Below are 15,931 nucleotides of genomic sequence, written 5' to 3'. Positions count from 1 at the left end.
TCTGCCGCGTGTCAGGTGTGCAGGTTCAGGCGCGCTTGCCGAGCGACTGCACCATGCGGTCGCGCAGCTGCGCATCGTCGTCGGCCTGCGGCGGTGCGATCTCGTCGAGCGCGAATCCGCGGTCGAGCGCGTCTTCGGGATCGAGGCCGTCCCATTCGACGAATTCGGCATCGAGCAGCATGCTGCGCGCGGTGTCCTCGCTGTCGTAGACGAGGGTGTTGCCATCGCTGTCGAGCACTTCGGCGACGCCGGCATCGAGCACGCGCAGGCGCGCCCAGATCACGGTGCGGGCGATGGACGCGAGCCACCACTGGTCGTGGGTCGTGTGCGCGTGGGTCATGAAACGGGACTCCGGGTCAGGGGGCGATCGACCACAGCCACAACACGGCCGAAGCGGTGATTGCGGCGAGGATCACCATCAATGAAATGCGGGCCGGCGTCGCCAGGCCCGTGAACTGCCGGTCGGGCACTTCGTAGTAGCCGCCGGTCAGCAGCCAGTGCAGCGCCCTGGGGTGCATGAAGGCGTTCTCGCCGAAGCGCTCGCGCACTGCGGGATGACGATCGCGGAGATGCACCAGCGACAGTGGCCAGAAGATCACGAAGGCGGTGAATCCGCCGATCGCGACGCCGAAGAAACACAGGGCGAGGAAGAGGGTCATGGGACGGCCCGGACTGGTAGCCCGGATTTCGCGATCCGCACGCACGCGCCACGTGAGCGGGGCGCTGCATCGAACGTCGATGCAGCGCGGTCAGCCACGACGGACGCAGAGCCCCGGATCACGATGTCTCAGTACTCCGCCTGGCCCGGCGCGCGCGGATACGGAATCGCATCGCGGATGTTCGACAGGCCGCAGATGTAGACGATCAGGCGCTCGAAGCCGAGACCGAAGCCGGCGTGCGGCACGGTGCCGTAACGACGGAAATCGCGGTACCAGCTGTAGTGCTCGCGATCGAGACCGAACTGGTCCATGCGCGCATCGAGCACGTCGAGACGTTCCTCGCGCTGCGCGCCGCCGATGATCTCGCCGATGCCCGGCGCCAGCACGTCCATCGCCGCGACGGTCTTGCCGTCGTCGTTGAGGCGCATGTAGAACGCCTTGATGTGCTCGGGATAGTTGGTCACCACGACCGGGCGACCGACGTGCTGCTCGGTCAGCCAGCGCTCGTGTTCGGTCTGCAGGTCCAGGCCCCATTCGACCGGGAACTCGAACTTGTGGCCGGACTTGCGCAGCAGCTCGACCGCGTCGGTGTACTCGATGCGTTCGAACGGCGCGTTGACGAAGGCTTCCAGGCGGGTGATCGCGTCCTTCTGCACGCGCTCGGCAATGAACGCCATGTCGTCGCCGCGCTCGTCGAGCACCGCGCGGAACAGGTGCTTGAGGAACTCTTCGGAAATGCGCGCGTTCTCGGCGAGATCGGCGAACGCGATCTCCGGCTCGATCATCCAGAACTCGGCCAGGTGGCGCGTGGTGTGGCTGTTCTCGGCGCGGAAGGTCGGGCCGAAGGTGTAGACCTTGCTCATCGCCAGGCAGTAGGCCTCGACGTTGAGCTGGCCGGACACGGTGAGGAACGCTTCCTTGCCGAAGAAGTCGCGGCTGAAGTCGACCTTGCCTTCGCGCATCGGCAGGTTCGCCAGATCCAGCGTCGAGATGCGGAACATCTGGCCCGCGCCTTCGGCGTCGGACGTGGTCACGATCGGCGTGTTGATCCAGTAGTAGCCGTTCTCGTGGAAATAGCGGTGCGCCGCCTGCGCCAGGCAGTGGCGGATACGCGTGACCGCGCCGAACAGGTTCGTACGCGGGCGCAGATGTGCGACCTCGCGCAGGAACTCCAGCGAATGCGCCTTGGGCTGGATCGGATAGGTTTCCGGATCCTCGACCCAGCCGACGACTTCCAGCGATTCCGCCTGGATCTCGAAGCTCTGGCCCTGGCCCTGCGACTTCACCAGCGTGCCGGTGGCGATGACCGAGCAACCGGCGGTCAGGCGCTTGATCTCGGATTCGTAATTGCCCAGCGCGTCCGGCGCGACGACCTGGATCGGCGCGAAGCACGACCCGTCGCTGACGTTGACGAAGCTCAGACCGGCCTTGGAATCTCGGCGGGTGCGGACCCAGCCACGGACGGTGACTTCGCCGCCTTCTGGAATGTGCCCGGCAAGGGCCTGTTGGACGCTGATCGTGGTCATGCCTTGAATCCTGGTAATCCGGTCCGATAACACGCGGCAGCACAGTCTACCGGACGCGGACTGCGCGCCGGCGCATCCCTGCGCCAGCGGGCGTTCGGTTACACGGGAGTACAATTACGTCATGGCCATCGCACTTGCCCCTGCAGCACTCGAACGCGCCCGTCGGTTTCTGGCGGCCAGTCCGGGCGCGCTCGGTCTGCGTTTCGGCGTGACCAGGACCGGCTGCTCGGGCTGGGGTTACGTCGTCGACATCGCCCGCGAGGAACAACCCGGCGATGCGATCAGCGAATACGAAGGCGTGCGCATCTACGTCGACGCGCAGAGCCAGCCGATCGTCGACGGCACCGAGATCGACTTCGCGCAGAAGGGTCTGAACCAGGAATTCGTGTTCCGCAATCCGAATGCGGCTGCCGCCTGCGGATGTGGCGAGAGCTTCACGACCGATTCGACGAAGTAGGCCGGAACGGCTGCCGGCGGCAGACCTATCTTTGCCGCCTTGCCTGTGGGATCCGTCTGCAAGCCCGCGTGAAACGATCCCGGGTCCACACCAAGTGCTGAAGAAGCGTGGTCGTCAGGTCGTCTTGCGCCGGAACTCGCTCCGCACGACGAAGCCTGCCGCCAGCAGGCCCAGCAGGGCCATGCCGAACCAGGTCAGCGCATAGCTGAGGTGGTTGTTGCGGAACTGCACCATCGTCAGACCCGGTACTGGCCAGTTGCCGGTGTCGATGCGGTCCTGCGCGTCGATGAAGAACGGGGCGACCGGACCGTCGATGGCGCGCGCGGCGGAGAACTCGGCCGGTGCGCGTGTGTACCAGCGGTCTTCGCCGGGCACGTTGGCCCGCAGGAACAGGCCGTGCTGTTCGGGTAGGCGGAGCAGGCCGGTCACGGTGACCGTGTCGCGTTCGTCGTGACGGGCGCGACTCTCGCGGGCGCGGTGCGCATTGTCGACGTAGCCGCGATTGATCCAGATCGTGCCGTCACCGGTGACCAGCGGCGTCATGATCCAGTAGCCGGGACCGCGCTCGGTGGTGGCGTACACCGCGACTTCCTGCGTGTGCAGCAGCCGCCCGGTGGCGGTGACGCGGCGGTATTCGTCGTCCGCCGGGTCAGGTGCCGAGCGGAACGAGGACGCCGGCAATTGCGCCGGCGTCGCATGCACGCGTGCGTCGACGCGTGCGATCAGGTCGCGCTTCCACTGCAGGCGTTCCACCTGCCACACACCGAGGGCGATGAAGCCCACGGTGGCGGCGATCAGGAAGGCCAGCAGCACCCAGCGGATGACCGGGCGTGCGGTGGCGCGAGGGGCCTCGCTCACGACAGGTCTTGCGTCAGGGCGCGACGCGCATCTGCTCGGGCGACATCGGCATCATGTTGGTGTCGAGGTGGTGCATGACCCACAGCGAACCGACCAGCGCGATGACGATGATGATGCCGGTGAACAGCAGCGACATCAGGATCCAGCCGCCTTCCGATTTCCGGTTCATGTGCAGGAAGTAGACCATGTGCACGACGATCTGGATGGCGCCGAACAGCATGATGAGCGCAACCGTCCAGACGCGGCTTTCCAGCACCTCGCCCATGACCAGCCAGAACGGAATCACGGTGAGGATGACCGACAGGACGAAGCCGATCACGTAGTCGCGCATGCTGCCGTGGCCGTGCGCGTCGTGCGCCGACTCGTGGGCCGCGTGGTGCTGCGCCGGGGTATTGGTCTCGGTGCTCATCCCACGACTCCCATCAGGTACACATACGAGAACACGCCAATCCAGATCACGTCGAGGAAGTGCCAGAACATCGACAGGCACATCAGGCGGCGGTTGTTGGCGGCGTTGAGACCGTGCTTCTTCAGCTGGAACACCAGCGTCACCAGCCAGATCAGGCCGAAGGTCACGTGCAGGCCGTGGGTGCCGACCAGAGTGAAGAACGACGACAGGAACGCGCTGCGCTGCGGGGTCGCACCCAGGTGCGCCAGGTGATGGAACTCGTAGAGTTCGATGCACAGGAACGCCAGGCCGAACAGGCCCGTGACCAGCAGCCAGATGATCGTGCCGCGCACGTTGTTCCGGTACGAGTTCAGCATCGCGAACCCGTAGGTGATCGACGAGAACAGCAGCATGAACGTCGCGACCAGGATCAGCTTCAGGTCGAACAGGTCGGCCGGCGACGGGCCGGCCGCGTAGTTGCGGCCGAGCACGGCGTGGACGGCGAACAGGATCGCGAAGATGAGGCAGTCGCTCATCAGGTACATCCAGAAACCGAGGTTTGTACCAGTTTCCGGATGGTGCTCGTGCCCGTCGTCGTGGGCGTGCGGATCCTCGATCACGTGGTAGACGCGTTCGGTGGTCCCGCTCTCGGTTTGAATCGTGTGTGCCATGTTCAGAGCGCCTGCTGCGCGAGTTCGCGCGTCCGTTGGTCCTCGGTGTCCGTCACTTCCTGGGCCGGGATGTAGAACTCGCGGTCGTAGTTGAAGGTGTGCCAGATCGCCGCGACGATCAGACCCACGAACGACACGCCGGCCAGCCACCAGATGTGCCACACCAGGCCGAAGGCCAGGACCACACTGATCGCCGACAGCACCACGCCCGCGCCCGTGTTCTTGGGCATGTGGATCGGCACGAAGCCGGTCGTCGGACGCTGGTAGCCGTGCTTCTTCATGTCATGCCACGCGTCGATCTCGTGGATGACCGGGGTGAACGCGAAGTTGTAGCTCGGCGGCGGCGAGGACGTCGCCCATTCCAGGGTGCGGCCGTTCCACGGATCGCCCGTGGTGTCGGCCAGCTTCTTGCGGTTCTTGACCGCGACCGCGATCGACATCAGGAAGGCCAGGATGCCGATGCCCACCAGCGCAGCACCCACCGCCGCGATGATGAAGAACAGCGACAGCGAGGTGTCCTCGAACTGGCTCAGACGGCGCGTGATGCCCATCAGACCCATGATGTAGAGCGGGGTGAACGCGAGCCAGAAACCGACCAGCCAGCACCAGAACGAGACCTTGCCCCAGAACTCGTCGAGCTTGAAGCCGAAGGCTTTCGGGAACCAGTACACCATGCCGGCGAACAGGCCGAAGACCACGCCGCCGATGATGACGTTGTGGAAATGCGCGACGAGGAAGAGGCTGTTGTGCAGCACGAAGTCCGCCGGCGGCACCGCCAGCAGCACGCCGGTCATGCCACCGATGACGAAGGTGAACATGAAACCGACCGTCCACAGCATCGGCACGTCGAAGCGGATGCGGCCCTTGTACATCGTGAAGAGCCAATTGAAGATCTTCGCGCCCGTCGGGATCGAGATGATCATCGTCGTGATGCCGAAGAACGCGTTGACGCTCGCGCCCGAGCCCATGGTGAAGAAGTGGTGCAACCACACCAGGTACGACAGGATCGTGATCACCGCGGTCGCGTAGACCATCGACGTGTAGCCGAACAGGCGCTTGCCGCAGTACGTCGCGACGACCTCGGAGAAGATGCCGAAGGCCGGCAGGATCAGGATATAGACTTCCGGGTGACCCCAGATCCAGATCAGATTCACGTACATCATCGGATTGCCACCGAGATCGTTCGTGAAGAAGTTCGTGCCGACGTAGCGGTCCATCGTCAGCAGCGCGAGCGTCGCCGTCAGGATCGGGAACGAGGCGACGATCAGGATGTTGGTGCAGAGCGAGGTCCAGGTGAAGATCGGCATGCGCATGAGCTTCATGCCCGGCGCGCGCATCTTGACGATGGTCACGATCAGGTTGATGCCCGACAGCGTGGTACCGACACCCGCCACCTGTAGACCCCACAGGTAGTAGTCCATGCCGGTGCCCGGACTGTAATCGGCGCCCGACAGCGGCGGGTAGGCCAGCCAGCCGGTGCGCGCGAACTCGCCGACGAACAGCGAGATCATGATCAGCACCGCGCCCGCGGTGGTCATCCAGAAGCTGAAGTTGTTGAGGAACGGGAACGAGACGTCACGCGCGCCGATCTGCAGCGGCACCACGTAGTTCATCAGGCCCGTCACCAGCGGCATGGCCACGAAGAAAATCATGATCACGCCGTGCGCGGTGAAGATCTGATCGTAGTGGTGCGGTGGCAGGAAGCCTTCGCTGCCGCTGGCCGCCATCGCCTGGTGCGCGCGCATCAGCACCGCATCGGAGAAGCCGCGCAGCAGCATCACGATTGCGAGGATGCAATACATGATGCCGATCTTCTTGTGATCGATGCTGGTGAACCATTCCTTCCACAGGTACCCCCAGAGGCGGTACTTGGTCAGCAGGAAGAGCAGGGCGATACCGCCCAGCACGACGCCGACGAAGGTGACGCCCACCACGGGGTCATGAAGAAACGGCAGTGCATCGAGCGAGAGTCGCCCGATCCACGGTGATGTGATCTGGTCCTGGGGTGCGGACATGGGGTTCCTGCCTGGTACTTAAGATTGCTGCTTGGATGCGTTGCGGACGATCAGCGGCCGGTCTGGCCGCCGTCGTTGTCCGGCTTGCCGGGCGCGCCTTCCTGCTGCGGCGCCTGTCCCGGCGGGATCGGCTTGACGCCCTCGTCGTCGTCCTCGTTGGAGGGCGTCGGCTGCGGGGTCTCGTCTTCCGGCGACACGGCGCGCGGCTGGTGGCCCTGCGGCTCGTCGCCACGTGCCTCGCGGCCCGCATCTGGGAACGTCGCGGCCGGTGCGGCCACGGGCTCGTCGGCGTGACGGTTGTCGTAGCGCAGGCGATCGTAGTTGGCGTGGCTGTCCACGCCGCCGCCGCCGCTGCGGTCGATGTGCGCCATCTCGTGCACGCACATCGAGCCCGGGGCGACGCACATGTTGAGGATCGCCTCGTACAGGGACGGGTCGACGTCGTTGAAGTAGCGCACCGGCTCGCGCTCGGACGGCTTCTCCAGCTCCAGATATTCCTCGCGTCCCAGCGCCACGCCTTCGCTGCGTGCGCGCTCGACCCAGGCGTCGAATCCGTCCTGGCTCAGGCCATGGAAGTCGAAGCGCATGTGCGAGAAGCCGTCACCGCTGAAGTTCGCGGAGAAGCCCTTGTAGACGCCTTCCTGGTTGATGACCGCGTGCAGCTTGGTCTCCATGCCGGGCATCGCGTAGATCTGTCCGGCCAGCGCGGGCACGAAGAACGAGTTCATGATCGACGACGACGTGAGCTTGAACTGGATCGGGGTGTTCACCGGCGCAGCCAGTTCGTTGACCGTCGCGATGCCCTGCTCGGGATAGAAGAACAGCCACTTCCAGTCGATCGCGACGACTTCGACGACCAGCGGCTCGACGCCTTCGGCGAGCGGCGTGCTGGCGTCGATGCGGTCGAGGGGGCGATACGGATCCAGCTTGTGCGTCGCGATCCAGGTCACCGTGCCGAGCACCAGGATGATCGCCAGCGGCGACAGCCAGATGATCAGTTCCAGGCGCGTGGAGTGGTGCCAGTCGGGCGCGTACTCCGCGTCCTTGTTCGACTCCCGGTATTTCCAGGCGAAGAAGAACGTCAGGAAGATCACCGGGACGATGATCAGCAGCATCAGGACCGTGGAGAGCACGATCAGGTCGCGCTGCTGGACGGCGATATCGCCGGCCGGCGACATGACGACCCAGTCGCAGCTCGACAGCAGCATGGCTGCCAGGAGCAGCGCGGAGACTCGAAGAATGGATTTCATTGGGGGGATCGACGACAACGGGAGAGGAAAACGACTTGACGGAGACGCTACGGCGCGGCCGTTAGCGTTGGGGTGTAGCGGGGCACCGGACCTTGCTGCTTCGCACCTTGCCTGGCGGGCCCGTTTCGGGTTCACAATGCGGTGCATTATCCCCCATAACGACCGGAGAGAGCGCGCAGATGAGCGAACACGCACAGCAAGCCACCACCGGCCTCGACGACGCACCGGAATCCGACGACCTGGATATCTCGCCAGGCAAGATCGCGTTTCCCGTCGTCATGGGGCGGACGTCGGAGTTCTTCGACTTCTTCGTCTACGGCATCGCCGCGGTGCTGGTGTTTCCGTACCTGTTCTTTCCCGACAGCGATCCGGTGCAGGCGACGCTCAAATCGTTCGCGGTGTTCTCGCTGGCCTTCATTGCAAGACCGATCGGCTCGATCATCTTCATGGCGATCGACCGCAACTTCAGTCGCGCGGCCAAGCTGATCGGCGCGCTGTTCCTGCTGTGCGGTTCCACGATGGCGATCGCCTTCCTGCCCAGCTACGCGCAGGTCGGCATGCTCGCGCCGATCCTGCTGGCGGTGTTCCGCTTCGGCCAGGGTCTGGGTTGGGGCGGCGCCTGGGACGGCCTGCCTTCGCTGCTGTCGCTGACCGCGCCGCGAGAACGCCGCGGCTGGTACGCGATGGTCCCGCAGCTGGGTGCCGCGTTCGGCTTCATGCTCGCCAGCGGCATGTTCCTGATCTTCACCCGCGTCCTGAGCCAGGAGGATTTCATGGCCTGGGGCTGGCGCTTCCCGTTCTTCGTCGCGCTGGCACTCAACGTGGTCGCGCTGTTCGCGCGTCTGCGTCTGGTGGTCACGCCGGAGTTCAAGCGTCTGTTCGACGAGAAGGAGCTGCAGCCGCGGCGCGTGATCGAAACCATCCGCACGCATCCCCGCCAGGTGTTCGTCGGTGCGCTGATTCCGCTGGCCACCTACGCGATGTTCCATCTGGTGACGATCTTCCCGCTGAGCTGGGCCACGCTCTATACCGATCACAACGCCGCCGATTTTCTCGGCAGCCTGTTCCTCGGTTCGATCGTCGGTGGCCTGGGCATCATGCTGTCGGGCATCCTCGCCGACCGCGTCGGCCGCCGTGGACAGCTGGCGATCGCGGCGGTACTGATCGCGATCTTCAGCTTCTTCGCCGCGCCCCTGCTGGGCAGCGACACAACCGGTGGCCGCACCGCCTATGTCGTGGTGGGCTTCGCCCTGCTGGGCCTGTCGCTCGGCCAGGCGAGCAACGCGATCGCCTCCCGTTTCGAGAGCATCTACCGCTACACCGGTGCGGCGGTGACGTCCGATATTGCCTGGCTGGTCGGCGCCGGCTTCGCGCCACTGGTTGCCCTGTGGTTGTGCAGCGAGTTCGGTCTGGCCTACGTCGGTTATTACCTGCTGTCCGGCGCCGTGGTCACGCTGGCCGCGCTGGGCTTCAGCCGCACGCTCGAAACGGTGCGCTGACACCCGTCGCCGCTTTGCGCGCACGCACGTCTCCCCGCGGGGGGCGTGCGTGATGCGAAGGCGGGGGGATTGCACGGGAGCGGTCCTCGGCGCCGTATCGGCGGTGCACGTCTCTGATCAAGGTGTGGATCCGGTCGGCTGGCGCTATAAATGAAGCCTGCGCCCCGGCACGTGCATTTCACCACGTCGCGCGGGTCCGTGAGACTGCGACCGAATGTCGCAGCGTGCGCATCCCGCTTCTCGACCCTTGCACCGGCCCGCTTGCCCGGGCGGGCAGCTTCTGTGAGAATGCCCGGCTCCCTGCGGCGTCCGTCGTCGGGAGACCCTTGCCCCACCGCGCGGCCACGCCGCGGATCCGGGGGGCTATCCAGGCCGCTGCGAAAGCGCGGTCGATATCCGAAAGGAAACCACCATGCGTCATTATGAAGTCGTGTTCCTGGTCCATCCGGACCAGAGCGAGCAAGTGCCCGCGATGATCGAGCGCTACAAGTCGCTGATCGAAACCGCCGAAGGCAAGATCCACCGTCTCGAAGACTGGGGCCGCCGTCAGCTGGCGTACCCGATCAACAACCTGGTCAAGGCCCACTACGTGATGTTCAACATCGAAGTCGGCCAGGCCGGTCTCGATGAGCTCGTCGAAGCGTTCCGCTTCAACGACGCTGTGCTGCGTCACCTGGTGGTGCGCCGCGACGAGGCGGACACCGAGCAGTCCCTGATCATGAAGAACAAGGACGAGAAGGGCGACAAGCCCGAGCGTGGCGAGCGTCGTCGCCGTGACGACGAAGGCGAATCGACTGGCGGCAACGATGCCGAAGCCGACAAGTCCGACAACTCCGCCGAAGCCGCCTGAGGATCACGCACATGTCCAAGTTCTTCCGCCGCCGCAAGTTCTGCAAGTTCACCGCCGAGGGTGTCAAGGAGATCGATTACAAGGATCTCAACACCCTGCGCCAGAACCTCACCGAGAACGGCAAGATCGTGCCGAGCCGCATCACCGGCACCAAGTCGAAGTACCAGCGTCAGCTGGCCACGGCCGTCAAGCGCGCACGTTTCCTCGCGCTGATCCCGTACACCGACAACCACAACGTCTGAGCCCTTCGGGCTTTACGCGTTCTCGTCCGATTCGGACAGCACTCGTTGCGGCGCTCCGGCGCCGCTAACGGATACGGAGCAACACCATGCAACTGATTCTTCTGCAGAAGGTCACCAACCTCGGCAACCTTGGCGACAAGGTCAATGTGAAGCCGGGCTACGGCCGCAACTACCTGGTGCCGCAGGGCAAGGCCGTGCCGGCCACCACCAAGAGCCTGGCCGACTTCGAAGCGCGCCGCGCCGAGTACGAAGCCAAGGCCCAGTCGCAGCTCGACGAAGCCACCCAGCGTCTGGCCAAGCTCGAAGGTGCCAGCGTCACGGTCTACGCCAACGCGTCGACCGAAGGCAAGCTGTACGGCTCGGTCGGCCCGCGCGAAATCGCCGATGCGCTGACCAAGGCTGTCACGCCGGTCAACAAGTCGGAAGTCGTGCTGGGTGAAGGCGCGTTCCGCAACACCGGCGAGTTCGACGTCGTGGTGCATCTGCACGCCGACGCCGAGACCACCGTCAAGGTGATCATCGAAGGTGAGGTCGCCTGATCCATCGGATCGGGTTGACCTGGAACGGGCGCCGCGAGGCGCCCGTTTTCGTTTGTGCCACCGGATCGTCGCAACCTGCGCGATCCACCTGTACCAACCTGATGCATCGTCGACCCTTGTGTGGTTATCCACAGGTTGTGGGGTCGCGTGTCCACAGGCGCACCGCCTAGCATCCATCTGCCGCATTCCGTTCCGCTGCCCGACACCCTGACATGTCCACACGCTCCGACTTCCGCAAGCACGACCGCAACGACCGTCATGATCGCGAACGCAGCGATCCGCGCGTCGAGCAGCTGCGTGTGCCGCCGCAGTCGGTCGAGGCCGAGCAGGCGGTGCTCGGTGGCCTGATGCTGGTGCCCGATGCGTTCGACCGCATCGCAGACCTTCTGGTGCCGGACGATTTCTATCGCCGCGACCACCAGAAGATCTACGCCGCGATCCAGGAACTGGCCGAGAAGAGCAAACCATTCGACGCCGTCACCCTGGGCGAGTGGTTCGAGTCCAACGGGCTGTCGGAGCTCGTCGCAGGTGGCGCCTATCTGGGCGAGCTGGCGAGCACCACGCCGTCCGCGGCCAACATCCGTGCGTATGCCGAGATCGTCCGCGACAAGGCGATTCTGCGACAGCTGATCGAAGTGGGTACCGAAATCGTCAACGACGGTTTCCAGCCCGAAGGCCGCGACAGCAGCGAGATCCTCGCCAAGGCCGAGCAGCAGGTGTTCAAGATCGCCGAGGCCGGCGCCCAAGGGCGCACCGACTTCACGGCGATCAACAAGGCGATGGCCGACGCCTTCGACGTGCTGCAGACCCGCTACACCAACGGCGGCGGCGTCACCGGCCTGCCGACCGGCTACACCGAATTCGACGAGATGACCGCCGGCCTGCAACCGACCGATCTGATCATCCTCGCCGCGCGTCCGGCGATGGGCAAGACGACCTTTGCGCTCAACATCGCCGAATACGCGGCGATCAAGACCAAGAAGGCCGTCGGCGTGTTTTCGATGGAAATGTCGGCAAGCCAGCTCGCGCTGCGCCTGATTTCATCCAACGGGCGCATCAACGCGACGCGTCTGCGTACCGGTGCGCTCGAGGACGAGGACTGGAGCCGGGTCAGCAGCGCGATCCGCATGCTCAAGGAAACCAAGATCTTCATCGACGACACGCCGGGCCTCGGTCCCGACGTGCTGCGCGCGAAGTGTCGCCGCCTCAAGCGCGAGCACGATCTGGGCCTGATCGTGATCGACTACCTGCAGTTGATGTCGGTGCCGGGCAACAGCGAGAACCGCGCGACCGAGATCTCGGAAATTTCGCGTTCGCTCAAGGGTCTCGCCAAGGAACTCAACGTGCCGGTGATGGCGTTGTCGCAGCTCAACCGATCGCTGGAAACGCGTGCCGACAAGCGTCCGGTGATGGCCGACCTGCGCGAATCGGGCGCGATCGAGCAGGACGCCGACATCATCATCTTCATCTACCGCGACGACTACTACAACAAGGAAACCTCGCCGGACAAGGGCCTGGCCGAGATCATCATCGGCAAGCAGCGTAGCGGTCCTACCGGCTCGGTGAAGCTCAAGTTCTTCGGCGAGTACACACGTTTCGACAACCTGTCGCACGATTCGATCGGCAGCTTCGAATAAGGGCGCGCAGAGCGGCCAGTTTCGTGTGAGGCGTGGAGCGATCCGATCCGTCGGCACGCTCTGCCATGTCCGCGCCACCGTCTGCTTGTGCAGGTGCGGCACCGACCTGAGGGCCGGTGCCGTGGCTCACGCGGAGATGGCGTCAGGGCTGTACGTGGCGCAGACGGATGCTGCCCACGTGCACATCCACCGTATCGGCTGCGATGTTCACCGGCACGCGTGTGTCGGTGACGAAGCGCAGGCTGCCATCGGGCATCGACACCGAGGCGTGCAGGCCGTACTGGCCGTTGGCGCGCAACTTCGCACGCGGCACGTCGATCGCGAACTCGTAAGGCCCCGGGCCGACGGTGGTCACCTGCTCGGCGAGCACTGCCTGTTGCGTGTCGGCGAGCTGGTTGTCGAGCACCTGCAGGCGCAACTGCGCGCCTTCGGGCAGCAGGATCTTTTCGAAGTACATCGCCTCGCCCTGGATGCGCACGCGTTCGGTGGATTCGGTCATCGGCGTGGCTCCAGAAGCAGGCGTGGAGGGGGCGGTCTGGCAGGCGGCGAGCAGGGCGCACGCGCACAGCGGCAGCGCGGCGAGGCGGAGCAGGGCACGGGGCATGGTCTGGCGTCCTGATGGATGGTGTCGGGGCGCAGCATGCGCCGATGTGGTGGAACGCGGGGTCAACGCCCGGTCGGGCGCAGCACGACGAAGGTGCCGAAGTGGTCCGATGGCCAGGTGCCGTCCGCGCCGGGCGTATCGAGCACGATGCGCGCCTCGCGCACCTCGAAACGGCGGGCTTGCGCGAACACCAGGTCGATCCGGGCGCGATAGTCGAAGAAATGCGGATTGAGCGTGGTCGCGCCCGCTGCATCGGCCCCGGGATGCAGCGCGGCGTAGGTGTCGACGAAACCGTCGAGGAGCGCCAGTTCCGGCGCCGTGGCCGGCGCGTTGAAATCGCCCAGCACCAAGGACGGCACGGCAGCGTCGCGCCGTGCCATGAACCTGCGTGCGTCTTCGAGCTGCTTGCGTCGGATCGCACCGCCTTCGAGGCGCCAGTGCAGGTGGGTGAAGTAGACATCGACCGGCTCGCCGTCGAAGCGCAGTCGCGCATGGCCGAGGCTGCGTGAATCGTCGAACGGCTGCAGCCGCGTCCAGTCCTGCTCGATCACCGGCAGACGGGTGAGCAGGGCGTTGCCGTAGCGGTGTGCCTGGCCTTCGGGGTCGGTCGACACGAACTGCACCGAATAGCCGAGCGCGTCAGCGAGCGTCTGTGCCTGGTTGGGCAGATCGGCGGTCTGCAGCACTTCCTGCAGGGCAATGACGTCCGCATCGAGCGCGCGCAGCTGCTCGACGATCAACGGAAGCCGCTTCGGCCACTCGGCCGCGTCGTGATAGATGTTGAGCGTCGCGACACGCAGCCCGGGCGCCGTGGTATCGCGCGGTGGCGAAGCTGCGCAGGCGACGAAGAACAGGACGAGCAGGGCGGCGGACAGGCGCTTCATCGGGCAGTGTCTCCATGGGTCGGCACGCTGTCGGTGCGCAGCACGGGATAGAGGTTGTAGCGGTCGTCCCATGCGCTGTGGCGGCGGTAGAAGAACTCCAGCCGCGCGGCAGCGTTACCTGCAAATGCGGCATCGTCGCGGAGCCTGGCTTCGAACTCGGCGCGCAGCACCGGGTCGCGCGTCAGCATCTCGCGCGCGACCTGTTCGGCGACGTAGTCCTCCATATATTCCTTGCGCTCGAAGTGCGTGTTGAACCGGCCCCAGGCCGCGAGTGAATCCGGCGCCTGTGGCTCCAGCAACGCGGCGACGAGGCGGGCCTTGGGCTGCGCGATCGGCACGAACAGCGCACCGGCGGCGACCGCGTGCTGCTCGACCGCCCACCCGCCCTGCAGGTCGAGGCGCTGGTGGCCTTCGACCGATGCGGCTGCGGGCGATGCGGTCGTCGCGCGGAACACCTCGACCGCGCCTGCGGGCTGCGCCGCGGCAAGCGTGTGGAAGACGATACCGTGCTGGCGCAGTTTCTCGCCCACCCACACCGCATGCGCGGCCGGTACCAGATAGCCGCCGCGCGGCAGGGTGACCTCGACCGACGGCAGCAGGGTGTCGCGCATCGGCACCCGCCACAGCTGCGGCGTGGTTTCGTCGTAGCGGGTCATCAGCGCGCCCGAGACCTCGGACGGCGTGCGCGTGTACGCGTAACCACGGAAATCGACGGTGTGGCTGGCGTCGGTCGCCTTCCATGCCAGCGGCGCGCGCGTGCCGCCGAGCGCTGCGGCACGGGTATCGGCTTCACGCGCGATGCGCATCCAGTCGCGGCCATGGCGCGCGACTTGCTCGACCACCGAGACCACGGTATTGCGGGTGATGCGCACTCGGACCGGGTATGCCTTCCACGAGTGCGTCTCGACCAGCATGCCGAGCCGGTTGCGCAGCAGGAAATAGCCGGTCGAGAATCGCGGCGGCGACACGCCGTCTTCGAAACCGGACTCTGGATTGTCGTGTTCGACGAACGAGGGGTAGTAGGGTAGCGGCAGCGAGCCTTGCCCGGCGAGATCGGCCATCACCGCATCGCGGAACGTGCGCCCGACCTCGCGCAGCGCGGCATCGCCTGCGTGCACCGGTTCGACCTGGATCGAGATGTCGTGTTCGAACTGCGCGCCGTTGGTAGCGTGCAGATCGATGTAGGCGATCGGATCCCATGCCTCGACCAGGGCGAGCATCGCCTGCATCTCGGGCGCGTCGGCCTTGGCGTAGTCGCGATTGAGGTTGAGGTTCTGCGCGGTCGTGCGCCAGCCCATCTCGCGTGGGCCGCGCTGGTTGGGCCGGTTCCACGCGCCGAAGCGCTCGTGGCCGTCGACGCTGAACACCGGCACGAACACCAGCACCGCATCGTCCAGCGCGCCGGGTGCGGCGCTGCCGTCAAGCAACTCGCGCAGCGCGAGAAAGCCCGCGTCCTTGCCGTCGATTTCGCCGGCGTGGATGCCGCCCTGGACCAGCACGACGGGCGTGCCGGCCGCGTGCGCGGCTTCGGGATCCAGCGCACCGCTGCGGCTGGCGACCAGCGCCTGCATCGGCCGGCCTTCGGGCGAGGTGCCGAAGCGGATGCAGCGCACCGCATCGGGATGCAGACGCGCGAAGGTGTCGCACAGCGCGATCACCTCGTCGTAGCGGCCGGTCTCGACGAAGCCGCTGCGCTCAGCGATGGTGATGCGCGGGTCGTCGGCCGCCGCGACGGGCAGGGCGGACAGCAGCAGGGCGAGGGCGAGCGGCAGGCGGGGCGACGGCATGGCGGTGTCCGGTCAGGCGATCGCCCATGATGCCGCGTGCCCCCGGCGCGCCCAAGCAGAAGGGC

The 15,931-nt window shown here is 65.8% G+C and carries 17 protein-coding genes; 6 read left to right on the top strand and 11 right to left on the bottom strand.

All coding sequences use genetic code 11. The annotated features are described in order from the left end of the window. Positions 1 to 25: 25 nt before the first annotated feature. From AC3A4E_RS10210 to asnS, 3 genes are all read right to left on the bottom strand, one after another. Positions 26 to 340, bottom strand: coding sequence for a hypothetical protein (locus AC3A4E_RS10210; RefSeq protein WP_487631369.1), 315 nt, complete (start codon positions 338 to 340; stop codon positions 26 to 28). A gap of 16 nt (positions 341 to 356) precedes the next feature. Next, positions 357 to 659, bottom strand: a complete 303-nt coding sequence (locus AC3A4E_RS10205; protein WP_487631368.1) for a hypothetical protein — start codon at positions 657 to 659, stop codon at positions 357 to 359. A 128-nt stretch (positions 660 to 787) separates the two neighbouring features. Further along, positions 788 to 2,185 (bottom strand): asparagine--tRNA ligase, encoded by a 1,398-nt coding sequence (gene asnS / locus AC3A4E_RS10200; protein WP_487631367.1) that lies wholly within the window; start codon positions 2,183 to 2,185, stop codon positions 788 to 790. A gap of 121 nt (positions 2,186 to 2,306) precedes the next feature. Between asnS and AC3A4E_RS10195 the strand changes: the two genes are divergently transcribed. After that, entirely contained in the window at positions 2,307 to 2,642 is a 336-nt protein-coding gene (locus AC3A4E_RS10195; protein ID WP_487631366.1) for a HesB/IscA family protein, read from the top strand. 114 nt (positions 2,643 to 2,756) lie between these two features. Here the strand turns inward: AC3A4E_RS10195 and AC3A4E_RS10190 are convergent, their stop codons facing one another. Genes AC3A4E_RS10190 through cyoA form a run of 5 tightly spaced genes read right to left on the bottom strand, consistent with a single transcriptional unit; the run spans position 2,757 to position 7,824 of the window. Then, positions 2,757 to 3,500 (bottom strand): SURF1 family protein, encoded by a 744-nt coding sequence (locus AC3A4E_RS10190; RefSeq protein ID WP_487631365.1) that lies wholly within the window; start codon positions 3,498 to 3,500, stop codon positions 2,757 to 2,759. A 13-nt stretch (positions 3,501 to 3,513) separates the two neighbouring features. After that, entirely contained in the window at positions 3,514 to 3,909 is a 396-nt protein-coding gene (gene cyoD, locus AC3A4E_RS10185) for a cytochrome o ubiquinol oxidase subunit IV (RefSeq protein WP_487631364.1), read from the bottom strand. Then, the gene (gene cyoC, locus AC3A4E_RS10180; RefSeq protein ID WP_487631363.1) at positions 3,906 to 4,559 is read right to left on the bottom strand and encodes a cytochrome o ubiquinol oxidase subunit III; all 654 of its coding nucleotides are present in this window, start codon (positions 4,557 to 4,559) and stop codon (positions 3,906 to 3,908) included. Before cyoC ends, cyoD begins: the two co-directional genes overlap by 4 nt. A 2-nt stretch (positions 4,560 to 4,561) precedes the next feature. Next, complete coding sequence (gene cyoB, locus AC3A4E_RS10175; protein ID WP_487631362.1) at positions 4,562 to 6,574, bottom strand: cytochrome o ubiquinol oxidase subunit I; 2,013 nt, start codon at positions 6,572 to 6,574, stop codon at positions 4,562 to 4,564. A gap of 50 nt (positions 6,575 to 6,624) precedes the next feature. Further along, positions 6,625 to 7,824 carry a ubiquinol oxidase subunit II gene (gene cyoA, locus AC3A4E_RS10170; RefSeq protein ID WP_487631361.1) on the bottom strand — a complete coding sequence of 400 codons (1,200 nt, stop codon included), beginning with the start codon at positions 7,822 to 7,824 and terminating at the stop codon, positions 6,625 to 6,627. Between the two features lie 179 nt (positions 7,825 to 8,003). Between cyoA and AC3A4E_RS10165 the strand changes: the two genes are divergently transcribed. From AC3A4E_RS10165 to AC3A4E_RS10145, 5 genes are all read left to right on the top strand, one after another. Then, positions 8,004 to 9,323, top strand: a complete 1,320-nt coding sequence (locus tag AC3A4E_RS10165) for an MFS transporter (protein ID WP_487631360.1) — start codon at positions 8,004 to 8,006, stop codon at positions 9,321 to 9,323. Positions 9,324 to 9,735: 412 nt separating this feature from the next. Next, positions 9,736 to 10,173: a 30S ribosomal protein S6 gene (rpsF, locus tag AC3A4E_RS10160; protein WP_487631359.1), complete on the top strand. Its 438-nt coding sequence runs from the start codon at positions 9,736 to 9,738 to the stop codon at positions 10,171 to 10,173. A gap of 11 nt (positions 10,174 to 10,184) precedes the next feature. After that, positions 10,185 to 10,415, top strand: coding sequence for a 30S ribosomal protein S18 (gene rpsR / locus AC3A4E_RS10155; RefSeq protein ID WP_055247656.1), 231 nt, complete (start codon positions 10,185 to 10,187; stop codon positions 10,413 to 10,415). An 86-nt stretch (positions 10,416 to 10,501) separates the two neighbouring features. Continuing rightward, positions 10,502 to 10,954 (top strand): 50S ribosomal protein L9, encoded by a 453-nt coding sequence (rplI, locus tag AC3A4E_RS10150; protein WP_487631358.1) that lies wholly within the window; start codon positions 10,502 to 10,504, stop codon positions 10,952 to 10,954. A gap of 212 nt (positions 10,955 to 11,166) precedes the next feature. After that, positions 11,167 to 12,591: a replicative DNA helicase gene (locus AC3A4E_RS10145; RefSeq protein WP_487631357.1), complete on the top strand. Its 1,425-nt coding sequence runs from the start codon at positions 11,167 to 11,169 to the stop codon at positions 12,589 to 12,591. 142 nt (positions 12,592 to 12,733) lie between these two features. Here AC3A4E_RS10145 and AC3A4E_RS10140 read toward each other — a convergent pair whose 3' ends face one another. The 3 genes from AC3A4E_RS10140 to AC3A4E_RS10130 form a co-directional block, all read right to left on the bottom strand. Next, positions 12,734 to 13,090: a YbaY family lipoprotein gene (locus AC3A4E_RS10140; protein ID WP_487631356.1), complete on the bottom strand. Its 357-nt coding sequence runs from the start codon at positions 13,088 to 13,090 to the stop codon at positions 12,734 to 12,736. A 167-nt stretch (positions 13,091 to 13,257) separates the two neighbouring features. Next, on the bottom strand, positions 13,258 to 14,079 hold the full coding sequence (locus AC3A4E_RS10135; protein WP_487631355.1) for an endonuclease/exonuclease/phosphatase family protein: 822 nt from the start codon (positions 14,077 to 14,079) through the stop codon (positions 13,258 to 13,260). Further along, positions 14,076 to 15,866, bottom strand: a complete 1,791-nt coding sequence (locus AC3A4E_RS10130) for a M14 family metallopeptidase (protein WP_487631354.1) — start codon at positions 15,864 to 15,866, stop codon at positions 14,076 to 14,078. Before AC3A4E_RS10130 ends, AC3A4E_RS10135 begins: the two co-directional genes overlap by 4 nt. Positions 15,867 to 15,931 lie beyond the last annotated feature (65 nt).

The organism is Luteimonas sp. Soil_N_1 (assembly GCF_057656255.1).
Note: the sequence above shows the minus strand (reverse complement) of the source record. Positions and strands in the feature narration are given on the sequence as shown.

Excerpts from the sequence above, each read along its gene's own strand:
- AC3A4E_RS10210 (WP_487631369.1), bottom strand. The coding sequence starts at position 340 with ATGACCCACGCGCACACGACCCACGACCAGTGGTGGCTCGCGTCCATC.
- AC3A4E_RS10205 (WP_487631368.1), bottom strand. The coding sequence starts at position 659 with ATGACCCTCTTCCTCGCCCTGTGTTTCTTCGGCGTCGCGATCGGCGGA.
- asnS (WP_487631367.1), bottom strand. The coding sequence starts at position 2,185 with ATGACCACGATCAGCGTCCAACAGGCCCTTGCCGGGCACATTCCAGAA.
- AC3A4E_RS10195 (WP_487631366.1), top strand. The coding sequence starts at position 2,307 with ATGGCCATCGCACTTGCCCCTGCAGCACTCGAACGCGCCCGTCGGTTT.
- cyoD (WP_487631364.1), bottom strand. The coding sequence starts at position 3,909 with ATGAGCACCGAGACCAATACCCCGGCGCAGCACCACGCGGCCCACGAG.
- cyoC (WP_487631363.1), bottom strand. The coding sequence starts at position 4,559 with ATGGCACACACGATTCAAACCGAGAGCGGGACCACCGAACGCGTCTAC.
- cyoB (WP_487631362.1), bottom strand. The coding sequence starts at position 6,574 with ATGTCCGCACCCCAGGACCAGATCACATCACCGTGGATCGGGCGACTC.
- cyoA (WP_487631361.1), bottom strand. The coding sequence starts at position 7,824 with ATGAAATCCATTCTTCGAGTCTCCGCGCTGCTCCTGGCAGCCATGCTG.
- AC3A4E_RS10165 (WP_487631360.1), top strand. The coding sequence starts at position 8,004 with ATGAGCGAACACGCACAGCAAGCCACCACCGGCCTCGACGACGCACCG.
- rpsF (WP_487631359.1), top strand. The coding sequence starts at position 9,736 with ATGCGTCATTATGAAGTCGTGTTCCTGGTCCATCCGGACCAGAGCGAG.
- rpsR (WP_055247656.1), top strand. The coding sequence starts at position 10,185 with ATGTCCAAGTTCTTCCGCCGCCGCAAGTTCTGCAAGTTCACCGCCGAG.
- rplI (WP_487631358.1), top strand. The coding sequence starts at position 10,502 with ATGCAACTGATTCTTCTGCAGAAGGTCACCAACCTCGGCAACCTTGGC.
- AC3A4E_RS10145 (WP_487631357.1), top strand. The coding sequence starts at position 11,167 with ATGTCCACACGCTCCGACTTCCGCAAGCACGACCGCAACGACCGTCAT.
- AC3A4E_RS10140 (WP_487631356.1), bottom strand. The coding sequence starts at position 13,090 with ATGACCGAATCCACCGAACGCGTGCGCATCCAGGGCGAGGCGATGTAC.
- AC3A4E_RS10135 (WP_487631355.1), bottom strand. The coding sequence starts at position 14,079 with ATGAAGCGCCTGTCCGCCGCCCTGCTCGTCCTGTTCTTCGTCGCCTGC.
- AC3A4E_RS10130 (WP_487631354.1), bottom strand. The coding sequence starts at position 15,866 with ATGCCGTCGCCCCGCCTGCCGCTCGCCCTCGCCCTGCTGCTGTCCGCC.